The 24,278-nt window shown below is 42.9% G+C and carries 17 protein-coding genes and 1 tRNA gene; 9 read left to right on the forward strand and 9 right to left on the reverse strand.

The features are described from left to right. Positions 1 to 3 precede the first annotated feature (3 nt). From N4A56_RS05300 to N4A56_RS05325, 6 genes are read left to right on the forward strand one after another with little or no spacing between them, the layout of a single operon-like run. Positions 4 to 891: a SagB/ThcOx family dehydrogenase gene (locus N4A56_RS05300; protein WP_295545541.1), complete on the forward strand. Its 888-nt coding sequence runs from the start codon at positions 4 to 6 to the stop codon at positions 889 to 891. Further along, complete coding sequence (locus tag N4A56_RS05305; RefSeq protein WP_295545542.1) at positions 881 to 2,011, forward strand: TOMM precursor leader peptide-binding protein; 1,131 nt, start codon at positions 881 to 883, stop codon at positions 2,009 to 2,011. Before N4A56_RS05300 ends, N4A56_RS05305 begins: the two co-directional genes overlap by 11 nt. Beyond that, the gene (locus N4A56_RS05310; RefSeq protein ID WP_295545544.1) at positions 2,008 to 3,378 is read left to right on the forward strand and encodes a YcaO-like family protein; all 1,371 of its coding nucleotides are present in this window, start codon (positions 2,008 to 2,010) and stop codon (positions 3,376 to 3,378) included. The genes N4A56_RS05305 and N4A56_RS05310 overlap by 4 nt, the downstream gene beginning before the upstream one ends. A gap of 14 nt (positions 3,379 to 3,392) precedes the next feature. Then, the gene (locus tag N4A56_RS05315) at positions 3,393 to 4,736 is read left to right on the forward strand and encodes a YcaO-like family protein (RefSeq protein ID WP_295545546.1); all 1,344 of its coding nucleotides are present in this window, start codon (positions 3,393 to 3,395) and stop codon (positions 4,734 to 4,736) included. 26 nt (positions 4,737 to 4,762) lie between these two features. After that, on the forward strand, positions 4,763 to 7,078 hold the full coding sequence (locus tag N4A56_RS05320; protein WP_295545547.1) for a TOMM precursor leader peptide-binding protein: 2,316 nt from the start codon (positions 4,763 to 4,765) through the stop codon (positions 7,076 to 7,078). Next, positions 7,059 to 9,263: a YcaO-like family protein gene (locus tag N4A56_RS05325; RefSeq protein ID WP_295545549.1), complete on the forward strand. Its 2,205-nt coding sequence runs from the start codon at positions 7,059 to 7,061 to the stop codon at positions 9,261 to 9,263. Before N4A56_RS05320 ends, N4A56_RS05325 begins: the two co-directional genes overlap by 20 nt. A gap of 128 nt (positions 9,264 to 9,391) precedes the next feature. On the opposite strand, the gene N4A56_RS05330 is transcribed toward N4A56_RS05325, so the two are convergent. Further along, positions 9,392 to 10,303, reverse strand: a complete 912-nt coding sequence (locus tag N4A56_RS05330) for an AraC family transcriptional regulator (RefSeq protein WP_295545551.1) — start codon at positions 10,301 to 10,303, stop codon at positions 9,392 to 9,394. A gap of 406 nt (positions 10,304 to 10,709) precedes the next feature. Between N4A56_RS05330 and N4A56_RS05335 the strand changes: the two genes are divergently transcribed. From N4A56_RS05335 to N4A56_RS05345, 3 genes are all read left to right on the forward strand, one after another. Then, positions 10,710 to 11,474 (forward strand): class I SAM-dependent methyltransferase, encoded by a 765-nt coding sequence (locus tag N4A56_RS05335; RefSeq protein ID WP_295545553.1) that lies wholly within the window; start codon positions 10,710 to 10,712, stop codon positions 11,472 to 11,474. Between the two features lie 124 nt (positions 11,475 to 11,598). After that, positions 11,599 to 12,276 carry a hypothetical protein gene (locus tag N4A56_RS05340; protein WP_293671081.1) on the forward strand — a complete coding sequence of 226 codons (678 nt, stop codon included), beginning with the start codon at positions 11,599 to 11,601 and terminating at the stop codon, positions 12,274 to 12,276. Then, the gene (locus N4A56_RS05345) at positions 12,263 to 13,939 is read left to right on the forward strand and encodes a M3 family metallopeptidase (protein WP_295545555.1); all 1,677 of its coding nucleotides are present in this window, start codon (positions 12,263 to 12,265) and stop codon (positions 13,937 to 13,939) included. Before N4A56_RS05340 ends, N4A56_RS05345 begins: the two co-directional genes overlap by 14 nt. Positions 13,940 to 13,980: 41 nt before the next feature. On the opposite strand, the gene N4A56_RS05350 is transcribed toward N4A56_RS05345, so the two are convergent. From N4A56_RS05350 to N4A56_RS05385, 8 genes are all read right to left on the reverse strand, one after another. Then, complete coding sequence (locus tag N4A56_RS05350; protein WP_295545557.1) at positions 13,981 to 15,492, reverse strand: ABC transporter ATP-binding protein; 1,512 nt, start codon at positions 15,490 to 15,492, stop codon at positions 13,981 to 13,983. Continuing rightward, positions 15,489 to 16,250, reverse strand: coding sequence for an energy-coupling factor transporter transmembrane component T (locus N4A56_RS05355; RefSeq protein WP_295545558.1), 762 nt, complete (start codon positions 16,248 to 16,250; stop codon positions 15,489 to 15,491). Before N4A56_RS05355 ends, N4A56_RS05350 begins: the two co-directional genes overlap by 4 nt. Positions 16,251 to 16,364: 114 nt before the next feature. Further along, positions 16,365 to 16,955 carry an MptD family putative ECF transporter S component gene (locus N4A56_RS05360; RefSeq protein WP_295545560.1) on the reverse strand — a complete coding sequence of 197 codons (591 nt, stop codon included), beginning with the start codon at positions 16,953 to 16,955 and terminating at the stop codon, positions 16,365 to 16,367. Between the two features lie 23 nt (positions 16,956 to 16,978). Continuing rightward, on the reverse strand, positions 16,979 to 18,679 hold the full coding sequence (locus tag N4A56_RS05365; protein ID WP_295545562.1) for an ABC transporter ATP-binding protein: 1,701 nt from the start codon (positions 18,677 to 18,679) through the stop codon (positions 16,979 to 16,981). A gap of 4 nt (positions 18,680 to 18,683) precedes the next feature. Continuing rightward, positions 18,684 to 20,444, reverse strand: a complete 1,761-nt coding sequence (locus tag N4A56_RS05370; protein WP_295545563.1) for an ABC transporter ATP-binding protein — start codon at positions 20,442 to 20,444, stop codon at positions 18,684 to 18,686. A gap of 145 nt (positions 20,445 to 20,589) precedes the next feature. Next, positions 20,590 to 22,617, reverse strand: a complete 2,028-nt coding sequence (locus tag N4A56_RS05375; RefSeq protein WP_295545565.1) for a TonB-dependent receptor — start codon at positions 22,615 to 22,617, stop codon at positions 20,590 to 20,592. Positions 22,618 to 22,838: 221 nt separating this feature from the next. Continuing rightward, positions 22,839 to 23,750: an AraC family transcriptional regulator gene (locus tag N4A56_RS05380; protein ID WP_295545567.1), complete on the reverse strand. Its 912-nt coding sequence runs from the start codon at positions 23,748 to 23,750 to the stop codon at positions 22,839 to 22,841. 428 nt (positions 23,751 to 24,178) lie between these two features. Continuing rightward, positions 24,179 to 24,256 (reverse strand) — tRNA-Glu (locus tag N4A56_RS05385). Between the last annotated feature and the right edge of the window lie 22 nt (positions 24,257 to 24,278).

The following is a 24,278-nucleotide window of genomic DNA, read 5'->3' on the forward strand; positions in this document are numbered from 1 at the left end:
TTTATGATTACTTTAAAGGAACTATACCGTCCAAAAACGTTTTATCTTGATGGAAACATAAAGCTTTCAAGCAGTGCTCCCGACTACTTGAGCGAACTCTATCACGAAAACACCAAGATGCACGCAAACGATGTCCGCCCTTGGCTGGCTCCGCTCCTTCCGACAGGGCTTACAGCTATGTCTGTAAAAACGTTCTTTCAAAGGAGCGTAGCCAGTTTTAAAAAATATGACGGCTATCCGGCTCTCGAGCTTCCTCCTATCGAAGCAAAGCATGAGGCGGGCAGCTTATGGGACGTTATCCAGCGAAGACGTTGCCAACGAGATTATTCTGACACTCCAATAGACGGCAACGCATTAGCGCAAATGCTTCAGTTCGGATACGGACCGACTGGTACATTTACTGGAAACGGAAATGAAGTGAGCCTCAGAGCTGCGCCTTCAGCCGGTGCATTGTACCCACTTGAAATATATCCACTCATCAACAATGTGGCTGGAATAGAAAACGGGCTGTATCACTATAATGTACCAGACAACTCGATTGAATGCCTGCGAAGCGGGACTCTACTTCCTGAAATGTATTCGCTCATACAACCAAACAACAATGAATGGCTTGCAACAGCAGGTGCTGTTTTCTTTGTCACAGCAGCATTCAAAAGAAACCAGATTAAATATGGTGATCGAGGATACAGAGGCGTCCTGCTTGACGCCGGACATGTCTCGCAAAACATTTTGCTTGCTGCAACAGCTCTGAATTACAGTGCTTGTATTATTGTCGCCTGCCTCGATGACCCGATGAACGACTTTCTTCAGATTGACGGCGTTGAAGAGTCAATTCTTTTTGCTATCAGCCTTGGAAGCCCTGACATGGAGAAAACACGTAATGCAGACTAAAATTTCAAAACTACCGCAGTTGCCGGTCGTAAATACAAGCTATCATATCATAGAGATGGACGGTGACAGGGTTCAATTTCGAAACGGTCAGGATCTGTTTGTCATCAAAGGTCCCAATCTACTGAATCTCATCAATGATCTGATGCCACTTTTGACAGGGGAAAACACGCTGCCAGAAATCATCAGTCAGCTTGCCGACCGATATCCCGAAAAAAGTATTATTTCGATACTGACACGCCTGACGCAACGCCGTGTTGTTCGAGAACGTATAGAGGCAACGCCTGAAACTTCAAAAATACATCCAGCACAGCAAGCTTATTTTTCCCAATTTTCACCCAATGCCAATCCGAACCTTGCAGCTTTGGCTTCAGCCCACGTTGCAGTAATCGGGTTAGGACCAATTGGCACAAGCGTAGCTCACACGCTTGCTCAATCAGGAATTGGAAGAATCAGTGTCTCAGACAGTAACCCAGTACAGCTCGAAGACACTTTAGCTGCTGAAGCTCCTTCTGCAACCATTGGCTCTTCTTGTGAAGAAAATTTTGTGATGTCTATACGAGAAAATTTCCCAGAAGTTCAATGGGACATCATGGATTTGTCACTGCGCCACATCGAAAGAGAAGATCATCCGGACTATATTGTCGTTTGCCACGAAAATTATCGTCCCGATATGCTGGCTGACATCAACACCTTCTGCCTGTCTTCCGGAGTTCCATACACATGGTGCTCCCTTGATGCCCTTTGCGGTACGGTCGGTCCAACAGTTCTGCCGCACGAAACAGCATGTTTCGAATGTTATACAACAAGACTCAATGCCAATGCAGACTACCCTGATGAACTGCAAGCGTACGAACAGCAGTTGCGAACAAATGGTAACCCGACATTGTTTGGATACCTGCCGTCGCACACACAGCTTATTGCAGGTCTTGTCTCTTTGGAAGTTGTTAAAGACATTAGCGGATTAACACCGCCTGTCACATACAACGCTCAGTTAGAACTTAATTTATTAACAATGGAATTTGCATTACATCCCGTTCTTAAACTTCCACGTTGTTCAGCATGCAGCCGCCTTCAACACTCAGGTGCTCCCGTGCGCCCATTTGCGGAGCAAGCGGTATGACAAACCATCACCCGCAAAACGTCACGTTAGACCAGATACTTCCATATCTGGTAAGCAAAAAGAGTGGTGTACTAAAAGGAGTTAACACACTCTTCCGTGGCGCAGCTGACCCTCAAGTGCACGTTGCTATCAGTGAACTGACAAATTCCAGAAGGTACTTGGATTGTTTCGGGGAAGTATCTGGAACCGGCGTCGGGTTAACAAAAAACAACGCACTTATGGCAGCTATTGGCGAAGCAGTTGAAGGTTATTGCGCCTACGATATTCAAAGTACCCTCGAAAAAGGAAGCTACCGGCAGATTATACAGACTGACCCTTTCGCCGTTTCTCCACAGGAACTTCCACTGTACTCTCAGACACAGTACGCTCTTTCCGATTTTCGCTATCGCCCTTTTACTGAAGAAAGCGTCATCCGATGGGCAAAAGGGACTTCTGCCATCACTGGAAAGACACGTAGCCTGCCCGCTGCATTAGTATATGTATCCTACACCCCAGAAGAGAATGAGTCCCCGTTGTGCCATACCATCTTTGGCGGTATTGCAAGTAGCACATCATATACATCTGCTATGCTTTCCGGTGTGTATGAAGCTGTAGAAAGGGATGCAATGATGATCTGGTGGCTTGGACAACATCCAACTCCACAAGTTTCTTTATCCTCTGAAAGCTGGATTGGTGAAATTTTTAAAGAAAACTTTGCAGATTCCGGCTTAACCTTCGAGTTATGGAATATCACAATGGATATTCCGATTCCGGTCTTTTTCGGGCTTGTTACCGATACAAAAAACAATGCCATTGCTGGTGGATTTGGTACCAACTTAAACCCAAACGTTGCAGCACTCAAAGCGTTGTTTGAATGCGTACAAAACCGTCTTGGTCAACTCCCCATGAAATCAGATTGGGGAAGAACTCTTTATAATCAAAAAAACCAAAAGGTTATATTCTCAAGCGAACAACCAGACACCTCGTCTTCACAATTTGTAAACATGACAAACTTAGACAAGAATCTGCATACATACTTAGAGCCTGAAGGACACCGCCTGCTGGATACTGTTCGTTCCAATGCATCACGAATCGAACTTGCCGATGTTCTGGACAGGTCTACAGGTTCAGCTCAAACAGACCTGCAAGAATGCCTCTCTATTCTAGAGCAAAAGGGTTTCGATGTAATTACAACCGATTTAACGCACGATGATGTTGCAGATCTCGGTTTTGTTGTCCTCAGAGTATCCATTCCCGGTTTAGTTCCAAACAGTGTCACAGCGTGGCCACATTTGGGAAATCAACGCCTTTACTCTGTCCCCAGGGCACTTGGACTTCAAGAAAAAACAGAAGAATCCATGGCTCTTTTCCCTATGCCGTATGCATAATAGTCGAGGTTGGCATGCAGAATATTTTTCATTCCACAACATCTTCGTGTACATCTGGACTTACCGAAGTCATCAGCCCCAAAACAGGTATTGTGAAAAGCGTTGGCAACTTGTTGCGCAGCCCAGAAGAACCTGCGCCACATATTGTAACCTCATCAATAACCGCATTCCATCGATTCAGTGGAAACAAAGCTGATTTTGCCTCTACAGGCACTTCGATTGACATTACGCAAGCTCATTGGTCTTCATTAGGGGAGTCTATTGAACGCTACTGCGCTGCTCTCGCTGACTTTCAAACACTTACGTATGACTCGTATAGTGGTCTAAAAGCAAAGGGACATACCCCACTTCCCCTTGAAAAATTTACTCTCTTTTCCAGCGACCAGTACGCACAGTCAAAATTTCCTTTCACATACGCTACAGATCATTCCAAACTTTCGTGGATAGCAGGTAACCGCCTAAGCGATAACACGACAGTCTCTGTGCCCGCAGGCTTTGTTTTCAATCAATTCCGACCAAAAACAAATGAATTACGGTTATGCCCTGATATTCATCCTGGTGTTGCCAGCAGCTTTTCTAAAACCCGAGCACTCACCGGCGCTTTGTTAGAAATCGTTGAACGGGACACGATGATGATTCATTGGCTTAATCAAATTCCTGTTACGGGAATCGCCCATGATGAGGATTTTCAGCGCATCCGGAAACAGTTCAAACTTCCACCGCAGTTAAAGCTCTACCTTGCATTGCTGGAAACAGACATTCAAGTGCCGTGCATGTTTGCTCTACTACTGGATGAAAAAAACGGCTTACTGGGGGGTGGATGCTCCGCAGGATTCAATGCCGTTCACGCCGCGAAAAAAGCGGTATGTGAAGCTATCCAAATTCTACGACTAAGCAAGGAAGTGCAAAACGGGGCAAAAGGAAAACTTGCTTCGAAGAAAGCAATTCCTTCTGCCTTTCTTGACCCCGCAGCACGGGCAAAACTTCCTATGACAGAACTTCTGTATAATCTCGGGTTCTACCTGAACCCGCAAAACTGGAAGCACCTCGAAGATTTTTTATCTCCGCAGCAGCAAATACAACTCTGTGAGTGCAAGTCGCATCAGTATGCAACTGACTACCAAAGACTACTCGAAAATTTTATTAACGTTGGGCTTGAACCAGTCTGTATTGACCTAACGACAGAAGATGTCGCTGATATCGGCTGGCAGGTCGTCCGGGTTGTTGCTCCGGGAGCGGTTCCGAACCTCCCGACATTGTATCCACCAAAGGCGGTCTCCAGACTTTGGACAGTCCCACGAAAGCTTGGTTTTTCTACACCATCTGAATGGAACACGTTGCCCATGCCATATGCCTAACGATTTTTTTCCAAAGGACTATTTTTATGAAACATACTGCGATTGCTGTACATCCAAGCTTCACCATACTGAAAGAGCAAGAAGAGACACTAACCTTCTCCCTCTTTGGAGAAGTTAAAATGCTTCGTGGTTCTCTTCCCACTATAGTAGCAATTTTACACGCTGTAGATGGAAATAAAAGTAAAGAAGAGCTATTACAATCTCTTTCTCCAACACACTCCCGAGACAAAGCTGAACGCTTACTTAATAATATGTTTACCTCTGGCATTCTTGTCAGAAAAGAGATCGAAACTCTTGACTCCTTGCTTCCAGTTTCAACCGAAAAGACAGCGGCAAGTACCCGTAATTCTCTACGGGTAGGCTGCCTTGGAGCCGGAAAACTTGCACAGGCTGTTACCTCTATAAGTAAACTTCCTGTAATCCCGTTATCAGAGTTCTCAGACTCATCGGTGCCAGTGAAGTCAGAAGATAGTGTCGCAGCGTGGACTGCATTCTTTGAAAACTACTTGGCATCATACTCATTACAGAGCCTAGTCGTCCTGCCGGAAAACATGAATTATGTGCAGCTTTGTGCTCTCAACCGAGCTTGCCTTACTTTGCAACTTCCTTGGATTCTGGCATATTTCAACGGCTGCGAAATAGCTCTTGGACCATCAACAATTCCATACAAAACACCATGCCTCGAATGCCTGCTTGAACACAGACTGCAAGCAATAGCCCCTTCGCTGAATATTACATGGGACACCTTTTTGCAGTGCGTCGAGAACTTTCCAATACCTGAAGACCAAGCTTTGGAAAGTACTATTCAATGGGCTGGTTGGCTTCTTGCTGCTGAACTGGAGCGGCTTGCGACCTTCGCCGACGCTCCGCTCTATACCCGACGCCAGATACAAATACCGTTGCAAGCCACTATAGACATTCCTGATGTCCAATTTGAAGCAGTCACCACTTGCCCAGCATGTCAGGGTATGAATAAACACCACACCACACAACCTGTGCGCATGGAACCTGCAAGTCCTGAACGGGTCAAAATTTCATTACAACACAATACGGTTCGACACGGTCATAACGGGTTGCGCTCCAAAAGCACCGCAGACGCCAGAACCTTACTCGACCGCGCGCTTGGTCTACTCAAGGCAAATGTAAAAATAACGCAATCTCGCAAGGGCGTTCTTGACGATATTATTCCAAGCTTTCGTTCATATACTTCTGCTGTTTTTTCTCCGGATTTGCCTTTCACCGTCGATGAACACTGCCACTGGGGCAAAGGAATGAACGAGGCGCAGGCATATCTTTCCGCAGGGTTTGAACTGATGGAACGAATCAGCGCAGAATACAACGGTAATGTTGAAATGATTCAATTGCCGTACAAACAGGTTAAAGATTTCGCTCTTGATTTACAGGTCAGAGTGGGAGAACAGCATTACCTGCGAAATATTGACAGCATTGATGCGGATATTCCTGCTGACTGGGTATGGGGTTGGTCGCTGGTGAATCAAAAATATGTGCTGGTCCCAGCAAGTATGGTCTATTTGAGCCGGACTCTTTTTCAAGGGAAATTCATGCTAAACAGCTCAAGCGGACTGGCTGCCGGAACAACGATTGAAGATGCCATTCTACAAGGTTTACTCGAAGCCGTCGAACATGACGCTCGATATATCTGGCAAGCAAACCCAGTCGTTACACCAAAGCTTACAGATCTTCCAGAATCAGTTCGAAACCTCACAAAACAAATGGAAGAATTAGGATTTACCTTATTCGTTCGAGACTGCACCACGGATCTGGGTATCTATGTCTTCAAAGCATGGCTTGTTCAAAAAGATAACCCTATTCACTATGCAGCAGCAGGTCTCGGCGCATCACTGAATCCTGATATTGCACTCAGCAGAGCTATCTCGGAAGCTAAACAATCATGGCCAAGTGATAAACAGCAAGCCCCTAAGCATTATGCTTCAAAAAGCAATACAGATTTGTTCAGCTACAACACAACAACGCTGTTCATGCACTATCAAGACAACATGACAGATATTCTCGCTGAAGGTGCTGAAACAGCATATACGTCACTTCCTAACCTGTCATCTGGAAGCATTTCGCAAGATATTCTGGAAATACAGCATCGTATGCAACAGCAAGTTCCAGACAGTGACCTGATTGTTGTAAACCTTACCAGAAAAGAATTCGGTATTCCCGTAGTAAGGGTCATCACATCCGGCTTGCAAAACCCTTCGCAGCCGTTGCAAAACTTCCCTCAAAACAGATTATTTGAACAGGCTACTAAGCTTGGGTACCGTGACAAGACTCTTTCTTTTAAGGAGCTATTCAATGACTGCCACCAGCAATAATTCTGAATTAACATTAAACCCCCATATTTCTTTTCTACGATCAACCAAAGAAGAGAGTGTCTTTTCATTATACGGAAAAATAAAACGGTTGCGCTGGAAACAGCCTTCCATGTCTGGCGAATGGCTGCAAAATTATGGAACATCTTCCTCTGCCGCAAAAAACACCGCGATGGTTACAGCACTAGAAAAACAGCTACTCCGCGCAAATATACTGGTGCACTCCCATGCTGCTGCAAGTAAATCCATTCATAGCGTATATGTATACGGAACAGGAAAACTGGCAGACATGGTGTTAGCGAATGCGGGAAAAAAATACTCATCTGCCAGCATCATTCAAGTTCCTTTCACAGAAGCACCAATTTCTTCAGAAGATGACCAGCACACGCTACACATCATCTGCCCTGAGCATGCAACCCGTGGCGAATTGGCGCACTTTAATGCCCTGCACGTAAAGGAAACAAAACCATTCGGTTTCATATACTTCAATGGCAAAAAAATAATAACTGGACCTGTAGTTATTCCCGACAAAACGCCTTGCTTATCCTGCTTGATGACATGGCAAGAAAAACAAATAGAAAGCCATAAGCAGCTTCAGTTAACTACACAAGAATTGGCAGAAATTATTACAGCCGTGCCATACTCACTTTCGCAAGATGAAGTTGCAGAGCGGGCTATCCAACTTCTTTTAGATCAATTGACTGCTGCGTCGCATAATATGCCTTGTTCGCTAGCTGGATGTCAGATGCAATTTTCAGCAACTCCACAAGCACAGGGCACACCAACACGCTTTGCGCACACTACCCATTGCCCGACTTGTCACGGTGGTTTCGCATCACAATTTTCTGATTGTGTTAAAGATTTTATCAAACCTGAAGCACCAATATTTACGCTAGAAGATGTCCCGACATGCCAACTGGACAACGGGTACAGGGTGTTAACCCCATCACAGGCAAAACAACTGGTCGATATTGCTGTTGCAAACCTCAACGGCTCTATTCAAGTTCAAGAACTTCACACAGGAGCACTGGACAACGTTCTCCCATCATTTAGAGCAGAACTTCAGCTTCCAGAATCATCTGAAAATATACTTGGTTTTGGTAAGGGCATTGATAAAGAGCAAGCTTACCTTTCCGCAACATTTGAAGCAGTTGAACGGTTATGCTCTAAACCTCGTGGCAATACTCAGCTATTGCGTGCAAGCTGGAACGAAGTAAAAGATCAAGCTCTCAATATCCCTAAACGAATCGGAACAGTTCACTTCTACCGCAATAATGATCCATTTGATGAGGACATGCCAATTGACTGGGTTTGGGGGCAATGCCTGCAAACAGGCAAGCCTGTTTTGACTCCTGCATCTATGGTTTATGTCGGGTCAACAAGTTTTGCCGGTAAGTTTTACAATGCCAGCACAGGTGGAATTGCAGCAGGCACAACATCTGAAGATGCTCTACTACAAGGATTGATGGAAACAATTGAGCACGATGCCTGGATGATCTGGCAAGCGAACAGCCTTCCTTGTCCAGAAATTCTGAAGTCATCCATCAACGATGAAACCATTCAGAAAATAATCAGTGAAATTGAAGTGCAAGGATATCAGGTGCGCATCCGATATATCGCAACAGAACTCGGTATTCCGGTCTTTAGGGTTTGGCTGGTTCAACCTGATTCTGTCGAAATCTACGCTGCTCACGGATTCGGATGCCACCTGAATAAACATCTTGCGCTTCGAAGAGCACTTACTGAGGCTAAGCTTTCCATGCCGCAGACTATGTACACAAAGGCGAAAAATACCCGTTACATGTCTAAAGGCAATGGCGATATCCTTAACAGCAGACATTCACTGTTTTACCTTTACCACTTCACACAAGTTGATTTGTCTGCTGAAGGCGGTACACTTTCCATGGAAGATATCCCTAATGTCACAACTGGAACAGTTACAGGAGATCTCCACAAAACATTGGAAATACTCTCAACAAATATTCCCGACATTCAAGTAATCGGCGTAGATTTAACTGACAATGCTATCGGAATCCCCGTTGTTAGAGTAATTCCATGTGGTTTGCAGCAGCTCTCACACCCACTTCAGGTTACGCAGGAACGACTCTTCACCGTTCCGTGCACCATGGGACGCAGAGCGACGCCTCTCACGTATCGAGAACTCTTTAATGGAAGGTATCCATTTTAAAATGTAAATTTAACCAATTGCATTACCAATAGTTATAAAAAAAGAGCCTTTCCAACGAACACGTTATAAAGGCTCTTTTTTTATACGTAAAAATAGGTCGATTCGAAGTTTCTCTCCTGTAACGCTACTTACGCCAAATACTCATGGGGATTTACACCAAATTTATCGCGAAAAATTTTCGCAAAATGGCTTAAACTTGAGTATCCCACAGCAAAAGCTGCTTCAGTAACATTCATATCTCGATTCCACAGCAGTTTTCTTGCTCTTTCCAAGCGCTGCTCGACAATATACCGATACGGTGTAATACCATGCTCCTGACGAAACCCATTCTTAAGCTTGTATTCATTAACACCAACATACTGCGCCAATTCAACAATGCTTGGCGGCACCTCTAAATTTTCATCAAGAAACGCCTTGGCTCGCCACATTTTTTCCTTATCTTCCATATTCAAATAAATATTTGTTTTCTGAGCAGATGACTCTGGCACCTGTTCCAGACTAAACCGAACATGCGAAATAAGTTCAAGAACTTTGCTTTCTAAAAACAAGCACTTTGTCTTACCCAAAAACGGACATTGCACAATCTGATGCAATGAAACTTTCATATCAGTTGTAATTGAACCAATTTTTTTACTAATACAGCAGGCTTCACTTTTCACGGCTCCTTGCCCAACCAGATCAGCCAGCGATTCACCCAAATGCTCATTAGCCATCGCTACAGGAAGAACAATCCCAATCCAACACACAGGCTGGTCACTTGAAAACACAAGTGTACCATTAGTACTTCCCACGTGCACCTGACCATGTCCGATAACTATTGTTTCATCCTTACTGGAAATTCTGTTCTTATTGCAGACAACTTCACCGCCAAGATTAAACCCGATCTCTATCATTCCTTCATTCTGATACTCAAATGAATACAGCTGGTGTCCTTTTTCTCCTTGCCGGACAACAAGAGACCTATCCTGTTGAAGAGTATGATATTGCGCGAAAACATTTGTACTATCATAACTAGTTACCATATTATCAGGGCTTATCATGTCTGTACCTTCTGCTAATTAAGTGTTCAACGTATCCGAAGCGTTGGTGATAAAACACATTCTAAGTGATTTTGATTTTCACTATCATTAGAGAAATGAAAGTTCAAGGTCAAGACACATTACTACTGTTATTCTAATGAACTAAGTTCTTTTTGACACCTTGATGCGTGACAATTCCCACATAATCCAGCCTATTCTATTTCCATCAAAAGAACTCCTGCTCTCGTTAGTCAGCTTCACATTATTTTACGTAAAAGCAGCGTATACAAATCAAGCTTTGTCAGCCCTCGTCGCTAACTGAAAATGACTACTTCTTGAAGCTGTTGCTTGCCGACACCCAAGAAGAACCAGTCAGACATCGAGATGCAACTGACACAGCCAATAAAGCATACTATTCGGAGAGATTATGGACAGCGGTTATTCTGTGAACACAGCCGAAATGTGGGACTATTTCTTTGAGGACGCCGAAACAGTGTATGATATTGAACTGTATCTCAATCTTTTAAGCGACCAACAAAAAAGCACTGGTACAACACTGGATGTCGGTTGTGGAACCGGACGTTTTTCACTGCCGCTGCACCAGCAGGGGCATAAAGTTGTCGGCATAGATTCAAGTGAACCCATGCTCGATATCTTCAAAAGTAAAGTTCAAAATATCGATACGCATCCAGAGCTTGTGCACACAGCCTTTGAAGACTTTGCCCCATCACACAATTTTGACGGTATTGTTGCCTTTTACCTGATGCAATTCATGCTCGATCGTACGGAGGCTATTACCTTCTTTAAAAAGGCACACTCGCTGCTCGCTCCTGACGGTGTCTTTCTTTTTTCTGTCTACAACTCACTAGGAATCTGGAATCCTGCGGGTTGGTCGCTTACTCACACTCGTGAATTGGAAGAAGGTTTTGCGCGTGCTGAATACGTATTCAACCCGATTGATAATTTGAAAGGAATCGTTAAAGCGGCGGACTATCGAGTCCTGCGCACAAATGGCTCTTACGCTATTGATTACTACACCAAGCTCATCAGGCTTTACTCATTAGCTGAGTACAAAATCATGCTGCAAGAAGCAGGTTTCAATAACATTCAAGTCTTTGTCGACAATAAAGCAGAACCAATTACTGATGCAGACCAGTATGGTATCAAGCTCTATATTGCCGCCCGCAAATAGATCCAAGCAGTTTTTGCTGTAACTGCCTTACACCATGAGCATACAGCAGTTATAACTTACCGTACATTTGCGATTATTTCTTAGCCCGCTTCTGGCAAACACACATTAAACTGTAGGAGCTTCTATGCCACAGACCATATATGAAGGTACTCTTGGTGCAACTGAAATAGTGCATAAAATTACCCCGCCAAATCTGGATATTGATGCCTATTTCCCTGTTGAAAATCCAGAAAACTTCTGGAACATGCGTTCAACCCGTATCCGCAGAAACGGGGAAGTTCTTACAGATAATTTTGAATGGAAAATTCATGGCAAGATTGTCTCAAACGGAAAACCAGCATGGTTGCTTGGCGACAATAATCCAATGTTGCTTGTCATTAGTAAGGACGAAGACGGCATTCAGCACCATGCAGATTTGCAACCTAAGGGTAGATCAGAAAGTTTTTCACCACCATGGACCAGCCTTTCCAACAACGCTGAATTTGGACAACGGAAGGCATGCCCATATATTCTTTCCGAATCCGATGGTGGACAAATTCCGGCATATTTGAATTCACAAATGACTGGATACGAAACCATCAGCCTTCCAGCCGGTATTTTTCAGAATTGTGTCCGAGTTGATACTTACTACCAGCGCGCCACAGGAACTATCTACAATTCTGTAGTTCACTTTGCACCCGGCGTAGGACTTGTTCGCTATAAATTCAGACAAATTGATCCGTCCATAAACTCCGTTGTTGTCGTAGGCACACTGGAGCTAGAACACGCCATGGTTAATGATGTGATCTATGGCACCAAGTAGCATTGGCTGGACTATAAGCAACTGCGAACAACACTCTGTGCTTGTAGAAACAATTATTGCAATGCAAAAAATTGAGCCGCAGTTTCGAGATCAACAAACCTCTGCCTACCCTTCTTCACCGGAAGGGCAGGCAGAGATTTTTTTACAAAAAGCAAAGGCAATTGCTTTTTACAAAGAGCTTCTTTCGCTTTTCACCATATATTGGAAGCAAAATATGGTCTCGACTTCACGTCGTGTAGATTTTGCAAAAGCACAAAAAGAATACGGCACTGTACTGCGCACCTTATCGCGCCAACTTGCCACACTTTCGCAACAAAGCCCTGTGCCCACATCTTTTTTGCAACCAATGGAGAATAAACGTGATACACTACCTCAAAAAAATGATCCGGAAAAAGCAAATAACAGCGCTCTGGCTCAGCAAAAGCAACAGGAACAACATTACCAGCATGAATATTTCAAACTGGTTGCAAGCATTGACGACCAAAGCCACCCAGCACTTACGGATACATTAACCTGCCTTCCTCGAAGTATTCGTAAAAAACAATGGATTGCAACGAGCCAAAACTGGGAACATCAGGCAGATCAACTTGATAATATTTTTGATAAAATTACTGCTGTACGACACCAGATCGCTCTCTGCTACGGAAAACAACAATACTCCGAGGTATTACGGCAAAAACAAAACGCATCAGGCTGTACTTCCGCATTTACCGAAGCCGTTGCGATGCCATGCCGGTCGATCTTATCCAAACTTCAGCGCGAAAAAAAACGTACACTACATCTTACCCGCCTTCGACCGTTTGATGCCGCAACACGCAATGCAAGAGGATTTGATGGACATAAGGATTGGTGCACTAAAACAAGCACAGTCTTAGCTACCATGCACCCATCGCTATCAGCTCTTTTTCAAGATATCATCAATGAAGGACTGTATGACTTAACACCGCGCACGGGGAAAGCGCCAGAATCATTTTGCCTGCCACTACCCTACAGTAAAAAAGCATTTTTATTTCTACAGTTACGCGGTGGACGGAAAGACATCATGACTGGTTTTCATGAGCTGGGACATGCCTTCCATAGTATATTGTCAGCCTCTAACGACTCTGCCAGTGTAACGACAAAAATCGTCCCGGAAACCAGTGAGTTTTTTGCTCTTACGCTTGAGTTACTCGCAGCAGAACACCTTGCTGTCTATTACACCGATCCTGACGCTGCTAAATGGGCAAAGCGAAAGTTCATCGAAAGCATCTTGCAGGTTTTTCTTACACATCACACGCTGTATCATTTTGAACATGCTATATACAGTGCCAAGCATACCTCTCTGCAACGCAGACAGCTTTTTGCTGCACTTATCTCAAAAAACTTAGGGCAGATTGATTATGCAGGCTATGAAACAGCACTTGAATTATGGATGTACCGCATTCCCTTGCTTATCAGTTCTCCAGGATACTTTTCCAATTACGCGATGACCCAGCTTGGAGCTCTTTTTTTCTTTGACCAGATACAAAAAGGCGTTGCGACTATTGAAGATGTACTTTCTTTAGTGAAGTACAAAGGACATTTTAAGCTTGATGCTATATTTAATGAAATAGGGTTTTCCATTACGCCTGAAACCATTCAAAAGACAATTCAAAGTATCTCTACTCTTCTTGAAAAAAAGTAAGGCGACACCATTAGTGCCGCCTTACGTAAGGAAACATCCGATTACTGGATTGGAATACACGATAACAACCGTTCGCCAAAATCTGCCCGCTCAATCCTCTCTACCACCCTTCCATTCTTCAAAAGAAGTGCTGCATCGCAGTACGAAGAAACAAACTCAAAATCATGGGTTACAATTGCCACAGTCGACCCAGCGGCTGATGCATGCGAAATCTGGTTCCCCACAGCCTGCATGCTCCGGGCATCCAGCCCTGATGTAGGCTCATCAAGAATTAGTATACGAGGATGATTCACGGTAGCTAAGGCAAACACAAGACGCTGCTGCTGCCCCGCAGAAAGGTACTGTGGATGCGCATTGTGCAACTCTTCTAAACCAAGTTCGTGTAACAATTCTTCAGGATCTACTTCGCTTTTTTCTCGACGTGCTGATACAAGCTCTTCCATCACAGTTGGAAAAAAAAGTTGATGACTGCTTTCCTGCAACACCAAGCCTGTTGCATTTAATCGCTGACGTGCTCGCATTTTTCCACGCCCTTCATCATAAATAGCCCCTTCTGAAGGTTCGAATAGACCGGAGAGTAATTTAGAAAACGTAGTTTTTCCCGAACCGTTCTGCCCAATAATCGCTATTTTTTCACTATATCCTAGATCAACAGATAAATTGTGCAATACGCGTTTTCCACTTCGCGGATAGGAAAAAGAAAGTTTTTTAACAGATAGATTAGGTGCATCCTTTTGCTCTTCAGTCACAGAGGCTTCCCGTGCAGGTATTGAACACATTGCAGACTCATTCACGAAACTCTGCAAGTCCAGCGCCCGTAGCCCCCACTGCTGCATAGCAGCATTCTCCGGTAAGGCTCCCTGACAAAAAACTTTCTCGATGCTCCCATTTTTCAGGACTAGAATTGAATCCAGCACATCTGCCAAATAATGAAGCCGGTGCTCTGCAAGAATGATTGTTTTCTTCTTTTTTTTGAGAATCTTCACAATCTGATTCAAATTGATAACCCCTGCATAATCTAAATTAGCAGAAGGCTCATCCAGTAAATAAACTTCTGCGCCAGCAGCATAGATGGCTGCAAAAGATACCTTTTGCTGTTCTCCACTAGAAAGCTCATACATTTTTTTTCCACGCAGATGATTTATGGAAAAAAGGTCAAACGCTTCATCTACCCTACAAACTATCTCTTCATGGGAAAGCCCCATACTTTCAGGGCCAAACGCAATTTCATCCGTCACATCAATATGAAAAAACTGGGAGCGTGGATTTTGAAACACAGAGCCGGTTACTGCTGAAAGCTCTTCCAACGACATGTTTTTGCCAAGTTCATTGCCGAAAACAGCTATCTCTCCCTGCACCTCACCTTTAAGAAGATGTGGAATAATGCCATTCAAGCAACGTAGCAGTGTTGATTTTCCACACCCACTTTCACCAGCCAGCACAATGCATTCTCCCTCTTGAACATCCAAACAGATATTCTGGAGAGCAAACTCTTCTTTCCCTGCATATCGAAATGAAAAATTATGTATTTTCAATGCGTTCTTTTTTTTCATTGTTGAAAAAACTCCAGTGAAGGTAAATACAAGATAGCAGTAAGATACACACATGTAGCAGCAATAAACAGTACATCACGATAGCTAAATGCCTTAGCTTGATAAAAAGCATTACCAGTAAAATTTATTCCGCGAGTCGAAAGAGAAAAGTTAAGCTCTTCCCCTAACGCAAACATTCTGAAAAGAAGCGTTGCCAAAAATAACTCAAATATTTGCAAGGGGTGACGCAGCACTGCGGTAGCCGAGTACAATCTTCGAATTTTCAAAGAAGCACGTATCATTTGGGTTTCATGAACGAGTGTCGGGACAAATCGAAAGCAGATAGCAACAGGTATAATAATATTTTTATGCAGCTTCATCTTTTTCATTACAGCAACCAAATCACCAACTGAGACGCTTGTAAAAAGAATAAGCCCCGTGCTGAAAATCATGCATGCTTTTCTAGCAGACAAGGCAAGAAAGCTATACTGGAAGGACGGCTCTGAAATAAAAAAAAGTGGTGTATGTACCACAGCTAAAACAAGAATCCATTTTGCGACAAAGCCTTCACGTCGCAATACCATAAGTCCAAAAAACAAATACGCTATAAATGCATAGTCCTGTAAAGGATCGCTCAAAAAAAGAAACGCACATGTTAAAGCAAGTGGAAAAACGCAAAGCACTGTTCTGGGATCAAGCCGAGCTACAAAACCTTCCACTCCGCTTCCAGATAGTGCCACGCGTTTATTCCCATCTACTTCGGTTGCTAGCTCAGCCATACCATTCTCCTTTTTACTGTATGCCACTTCACCGCAGTATTTCGGTCAGATAACATACAAGAGTAAACGCGCATCCAAACTAAATGCGCGCTTACGGGGTGATACCAATTCGAGTTAGCAAGCCACGCTGCTGTTTTTAAAATGGCGAGAAAGCATTCTTTGCCCAAAAAGCAAACCAGCAAAACAAGCAATAAGTGAAAATACCAGTACTCCGATTACATACACAACTGTGTATTTTTCAATAGATTCTTTGGGCCACATGGAAAGAACATCATCGAACCATGGCAAATACATAAAGAGATACATCGGTGAATAAAAAAGAGCTATTTTAACTAAAAAGAATAATGAAATACTTCCATAGACAACCGTCTTTTTCTTATATCCTCCCGCAGCTACAGCAAAAGCATCAGCAACAGTGCCTCCTACAATACCTGCTACCAGCCCTGGCCACCAGCCAATGGCAGCATGCACTATACCGATGATAAAACCATGGATAGTCAGGACTCCTGTCTTGGGAACACGGACAACCATAAGTAAAAAAATGGGAGCAAGAACAAAGCAAAGAACAGGGTCCATTGCTCCCCACAAAAACGGGATAAAATGCAAAACTATTGTTGTTCCATAAAAAAAGAGAACAAGCGCAGCATTAAAAATGCCTACCATCACCAAATCATGCGTAGTAAATTTTGTCAGCCTACTATCCATGCTTATCTTCCTTGTTTGTCATGTTATTGTGTTGAATCAAGCATAGTGCGGTATGTGGAACAATTGTCTGCAAGATAGCTATGCAAACCGGAATCAAGGACATTACCATCTTGCAAGACCACAATATTGTCTGCATTAACAATCGTATACAGCCTATGAGCGATAGTAATAACCGTTTTATCTTGAATCAGTTCACTAATAGCTTCTTGAATATATAGCTCATTAATCGGGTCAAGTGCGGTCGTTGCTTCGTCCAGAATAACAACCGGAGCGTCTTTCAACATTGCTCTTGCTATAGATAACCGCTGTTTCTGCCCACCAGAAAGTGTGCTTCCACCTTCGCTCACTATGGTGTCATACCCGTTTTCAAGTTTTTCAATAAACTCATGACAATGAGCTTTCCGCGCAGCTTTCAGTACTTCTTCACGGCTGGCATCCTTACGCCCACACAATATATTGTTGTAAATCGTATCATTAAACAGATAAACGTCCTGAAAAACGAAGGAGAATATTTCCATCAAGTCTTTATTGGGAATGTCGCGTACATCTACACCGCCAATCGTGATGGAGCCTGAATAGGTATTCCAGAATAGAGGAATTAAGTTGGTGATAGTAGATTTCCCAGCACCGGAATGCCCTACAAGGGCGGTTAATCCTTTCTCTTTTGCCGCAAAACTTACGTTATGCAGGACTTCTTTTTTTCCATACCCAAAGGATACATTTGAAAAGGCAATGTCATATGTTTCGGGGTACTGAGGATTCTTGGGCTCGATCATCACAGGCTGATTAAGCATTTTCTCAACCCTGCTCACCGCGTTAAGCATATGCTGACCAAGTAATGAATACTGCATGACATCAAACATTGCTAAATACATGAGCATGTACGAAAGAATGAACATAAGAGAATTGAAATTCAACTGCCCTGTTTCAAGATAGTCTTGCATAACAATGTAGAAAAAGAACGGGAGTCCCAATTCAATTACAAGAGTAAAAATGAGTCCAAGCCCTAAAATACTGCCTTCAGCAATCAAGCTGTCTCTAGCCAGTTTTTTTAGCTGGAGTAAGATTTTTTTATTCTGCTCGCCCACCAGACCAAACGACTTCATAACCGCTATACCTTGTATATATTCAAGAATATACGAATCCGTTTTATCAACGGTGACTAGTCGCTGTGATCCGAGTTTAATTGTTGTTAGTCGTGCCCATAAAAAAAATGGTACGGCAACTGCCAATATTCCCAGTGAAAACAAGAATAAGTAAAAATCTAACCATGCCATCACAGCTAAAAGAAGACAGACAGCAAAAATATCGCGCATCCAACGAATAAAAATGTGGGACAACAGAAAGTCCAACAAGTTAGTATCTTGAAGAATTGCATTGGTGAGATTCCCCAAGTTCTTTTTAAGGAAAAAACCAAATGCCAGTTTTTTTAAATGCGTTGCTAATCTTACACGGATACTTGATGTTGTTTTGTATGCCTCAATCATTACTTTTTTATATGAAACACATGTCAGCATCATCCGTATGAAAGTTAACAGCACTGTTGCAATTCCTGCCATAAAGACCTTATCTGCGTTCATTGTGCCGTTCAGCAGTCCATTTGCAACAAAATAAAAAAGCAAGATTGAAGCCGTGTACAAAATAACTTCACCCAAAATGTACATGACTCCCAAGTACATATCATCAAGACTTCGTTCTGAAATTTTTCTTACTTTAAGCAGCATAGTACTAACTCCCGACTTCCAGTGACCAATTACCCGCCCGTGTTGCTACTCCCCACATGCGCCGATATAATTCGTTTTCTTCAACCAGCACATCATGGTGTCCATTGGCAACAATATGTCCCTGATTAAAAAGAAAAATCGTGTCAGCATTTACTGCTGTCGCAATACGATGTGTAATAAAAATTACGACTTGATTCGTGCACTCACGCTTTATTGCCTCAAAAATTCTTCGTTCTATCGCTGAGTCTACCTGTGATGTCGGTTCATCCAGCAGCAGAACAGGCGCGTTTTTTACCAGCGCTCTAGCAAGGGAGATTCGTTGTTTTTCACCACCGCTAAGTCTGGTTCCATGTGCACCGATAATTGTTTCGTATCCGAGGGGCAGACTTTCGACAAAACCATGTGCTTCAGCAATCGTAGCGGCTCTAACAATTTCTTCATCATTGATGCCCTCCTGCCCCATACAGATATTATCTTTAATAGTGCCATCAAGAATAAAGGGGTCTTGAGAAGCGAACGCAACAGAATTAAGCAAAAAGTCTATGGAGTACTCTCTGTTATCTTGTCCGCCAATACAGATACGTCCGCTACTTGCGTCCCAGAATCGTAAAAGAAGACGGGCTGCGGTTGTTTTGCCTGATCCGGATTCCCCGATGAATGCGTACAGCCCGTTCTCTTTCAAATTCAAATTGACATTATGTAGCACTGTCGTTTCACCATACCCAAACGATACATCTTCATACTGAATGGCAAAATTTTTGGCGTGGGTGAGAGGATGCGCAACTTCAGGGACAGGCTGCTTTTGCATAATTTGTTCTACGCGGCTCGCCCCTTCCATCAACGAACACAATATATTGCTTGAGGTGTATATCTGATTAATTGGCTTCACCATTACTGCTCCTAAAATGAAGCATAACAAATAGGTAGCACCACTAATCGGAGAACCAGCATACATAAAAAAGGCTATGACAAATAAAAGTAGAGGAAGGATTAAATCGAGACTAGATTTGAATAACACGAAGAAGGGTGAACTTTTTTTGATCCATTGCGAAGTAAGAGAGATCTGCTTCTGAATAGAATTATGAAATTTAGTGAAAGATTCTACTGTTACGTTGAATATTTTAATTATCGGAATCGCTCTTAGATATTCTACCGTCGCAGAATTCATGACTTCCGCATTATCAAAATATTCTTTTACATTATCTTTTCGCAACTGATTCAATCTGTTTAATGCCAGTAGCATGCACGCAACTGGAATAACCAAAACAGTTGGAAGCGCTGTATGCTGTGTAAAAATAATACCGACAATCACAATGGTCATTGTGAGAGAAAGGAACGTGTCAGGTATATGGTGGGCAATGTAAATTTCTAAACTTTCGACATCTTCGCTAATGATTTTTCGTAACAATCCAGAAGAATTTTTATCAAAAACACCAAGAGGTAGTTTTCCTACGTGTGCGAAAAGATCTTTTCTGAGATTACACTGAATATCAAACGCTGCCCGGTGCGAACACATATTAGCCGAGAACACAAAAATATATCGCAAAAGAATAGCACCAGCAGTTCCCATTACGACTGATGTTACCAGTTCCTCTGTAACGGCACTGGAAAACATCGCCTGTACCATTTCATGAAAAAACAGAAACGGTAGCATCGAAACACAACCGCCTCCAATCGCGAACAAAATAGAAAGTACTACAAAAACGCGATTACCTTTTGATACAGAAATAAGCCATTGAATAGCTTTTACATTATCTTTAAACATTCCAGCCTCGAATCTACTGTTAAATTTATTTTTATTTTCTCATAAAACAACAGAGATAGAGCACAGTATGGTATATACAGAGCACATACCATACTGTGCAGAGTCTACGAGCAACTTCTCCCTAATTTTTCTACAACCCGAACCTTTAGAAACTATAGGTCAAAGATGCGCCCGCCATAAATGTTCGACCCGGCTGAATGCCGACAACATCGCCAGAACTGTAAACCAGTTCATCACTAAAGTTATCTACTTCAATAAACGGCTCTATTTTTAAATCTTTATAGAAGTATTCATAAGAGAGCTTGCCGTTCCAAACAACTTTGCCCTGTGTCGGATGCTTAGTTCCATTACTCATCTTGTAGGTAATGTAATAAGAGCCGTCGATTGCCAGAGTGAAGCCATATAAATCACTCAGCACACCGCCAAATCCTAACTTTGAATCCGGAACTTGTGGAGCATACAAGCGTTCGCCAGTCTGTTCATTTGTACGCTTCATATTCAGGTAGTTCACATTAAGTGTAAGATGATCTACCGGATACACGTTCACCTGCATTTCAAAGCCTTCAGTCTTTGCCTTGTCAACGTTACGAAGTTTCATATTGTCAACAGCAATCAGGTCATCATAATCAATACTGAAGTAGCTTGCTTCAACATCAGCCCAATGGGAGAATTGTTGTTTAATACCAACTTCCCAGCCATGGGATTTTTCACTTTTAAGATTTGGGTTACCAAAAAATGGCAGGTACAGATACAATGCTGACGGAACCTTAAAAGCCTCGCTGTAGGAAGCCCATAATGTTGTCCAGTCATACTCTGTGTTGGCAAATGGATAGATGGAGGCACCAACGTTTACGCTGGTGTTATCGATAGAGTTTTCATCGATGTGGTATGAGTCATATCGTACACCACCGATAAGTAAGAGATGAGATATCGGCTTGGATTCAAGCTGCCCGACAAGGCTATTCTGATTGTAGCTTGAGGAAATATCGTATGGCATTCCACCAACGGAATCAGCCGTAACATAATCATTTTTATAGAAATAGTTCACATGTGCAGTAAGCTTATCATCAGGAATAATATCTATCTGTGATCTGATATCCCCGACAAAACTCTTTTCATCCATATCCACGGTGTTCTGTTTGCTTTGGAAGGAAGGCACGTCGTAAATTGGATTCCCGAATACATAATCCAGCGCGTTATCTATGTACCCAAGTGTCGCTTTAACGGTGCATCGTTCAAATTCACCTTTATAGCGTCCAAACAAACCAGTAGTCTGGGGTTTGTTTTGCCAGATCTTGCGAGGGTCCATGCCATACAGGCTACCTGAGTAGTAATAGTCCTGACCGCCAGTTTGATACTGCCCATCATTATAAAACATCTCAAAATACAAATCCTGTTTAGAAGAGGCGAGGTAATCCAATCTGCCGTAAAAGTTTCTAAAGCGGGAATCTGTGTATGGAATTCTTCCTTTAGGAGTATCATAGTTACCACTATAATTCTGCTCGTAGTTAGCAAACCAGGCAACTTTGTCTTGTCCACCACTCACTGTAAAAGAGCCGTCAGCAGTGGAATTAGTCCCACCATATAATTTAGTTTTTACATATGGATCAGAAGGGTCACCTTGTTTCATAACGACGTTGATTACCCCTGTCATGGAGCCTGAACCTTGCGTCGAAGCCTGAGCACCCTTCAAAATTTCCAAGCGTTCTACAGAGCCGGTACCTGCTGTTAAGATGTTGAAAGGAGAACCTGTAACAACTGGATTGATTGTAATCCCCTCTAACAACACAGTAGGTCTAGCCCCACGAATATTAAGTGAAGGCCAGCCCATGCCAGAACCTTGGTCAGCCTGAACACCTACAACATTTGATACTGCATCATAAAAGTTATCTGCTTTAGGTTTGATTTCCAAATCGCGGCTGGTAATTACGTCAATTGCCGCTGGAAATCTTGTGTATTCAGTGTCACTTCGAGTAACCGAGACAACATACCTGTCCAGTGTAACTTCTTCTTTTGCGTTCTCTTCTTCTGCCTCAGGGTCTTTTGTTGATTCATCCTGCTGAGCAATTGATGTATCCCCTTCTCCCGAAGCAGGTGTAGCATTGTTCTGTGCATAGACATTGCTGCTACACACACACAAGAACACCACTAAAAAAACAACCAACTTTTTCATATAATCTCCCTTAACTACCTCTTTCACGCACAGAAAAGTACGAAAGCAGCAGCAACGATCTTTGACATGCACAGCATAGAGGCTGTTGCACACCAAATTCCGCACATTTCTTACTGTACGTGATGCTTATTTATAATGAAGGGAGATAGTAGAAACTAACTGCTCAAGGATAAAAGCTAGCGAAATATGGAGCGTGTAACTTTACTCCGCAAAAATGCCTGTTAAAACGTATCAACACTCACCATGTATTCCTGCGGAGTAACACCATATTTCTCTCTAAATATTTTTGAAAAATGGCTTAGACTTGAATACCCCACAGAAAAAGCTGCTTCGGAAACATTCGCTTTTTTTTCACACAAAAGGCACCTAGCTTCTTCCAACCTATGATCAGCAATATATCTGTATGGCGTCACCCCATGTACCTGTTTGAAGCCATTTTTCAGTTTACACTCATTAACTCCAGTAATCCCCGCAAGCTCAGTTATTGAGGGAGGAGACTCCAAATTATCATCCAGAATATTTTTCACTTCCCACATCTTTCCGTAATCTGCTGCCGTAAGTGCCCCACGCATGTTCATGACTGGCTTTTTTGCAACCTGTCTTAAATGGGTAGCAAGCTCCATGGCTTTCCCCTCCAGAAACATTCCCTTTGCTTTTCCTAAAAAAGGACAACGAACTAATTGCGACAGGGCAAGCTTCATATCCGCCGTGATAGGGCTGAATAAAGAGTAGACGAGCGTTTGCTCCTCGTGCATCTGCTCACGTATAGATGAAAGAGAGGTATCAAAAAAACGCTCGAATAAATCTTCCGACAACATAAAGGCTATGCAGAAAATCGGACTTTTGGGGCAAAAAGCCACATGTCCTGAACAAGCTGAATAGTAAGCAATATGAGCCTGCCCATGCTCTAAATTTTGCGCATGGCAACCTGATTCCCCATAAACCATCCCCTTAATATTCCCTCCAAGATTGAAACAGACTTCTACTGTACGGTCTGTCTGCTCCGTGCCCTCATAATAGATTTCTGCTGCCCCCTCACCTCGTTGAATAACCATCTGCATATCGTTTTCTATAACTTGCCTCTTGGACAAAACAGTTGAAGGGCAGTCATATTCTTCGAGTAAATTAGGCATTTGGATAACCTCTTATTGATCGCTTTCAGTCTCTTCAGCCTCATCGTTTCACCAAACTACAATCCTCTTCTGACTATTGATAGTGAATTTCATTGTCAATACATGCGTAACATAACAACTCTAAATCTTACATTTTATAATTTGACAATCTAACATGTTTCTCAAGCAACCGCATCGAACTTCCACACGATTGTCCGAATTATATAGAAAAAATGGACGTGACTTAAAGTGACGTGCGGTTAGCGAACTTAGCTAACTAACGATGCTACCAAACGGCCTGACCACAGCAATGCTTTCGGCTAGTAGCCAAATATTGTAGCGATAGTGAAAAGCATAAAGCAAACGCTAACGAAAAAGATGCAGGGGAAGAAAGGAATTAGGACAACAAAAAAAGCTCTTACACTTTCGTGTAAGAGCTTAACTTGCTTTGGCGTCCCCAAGGGGATTTGAACCCCTGTCGCCTGCGTGAAAGGCAGGTGTCCTGGGCCAGGCTAGACGATGGGGACGCGTCGAAATATGTATTTCTAA

Source organism: Halodesulfovibrio sp., from assembly GCF_025210605.1.
Lineage (GTDB): Bacteria > Desulfobacterota > Desulfovibrionia > Desulfovibrionales > Desulfovibrionaceae > Halodesulfovibrio.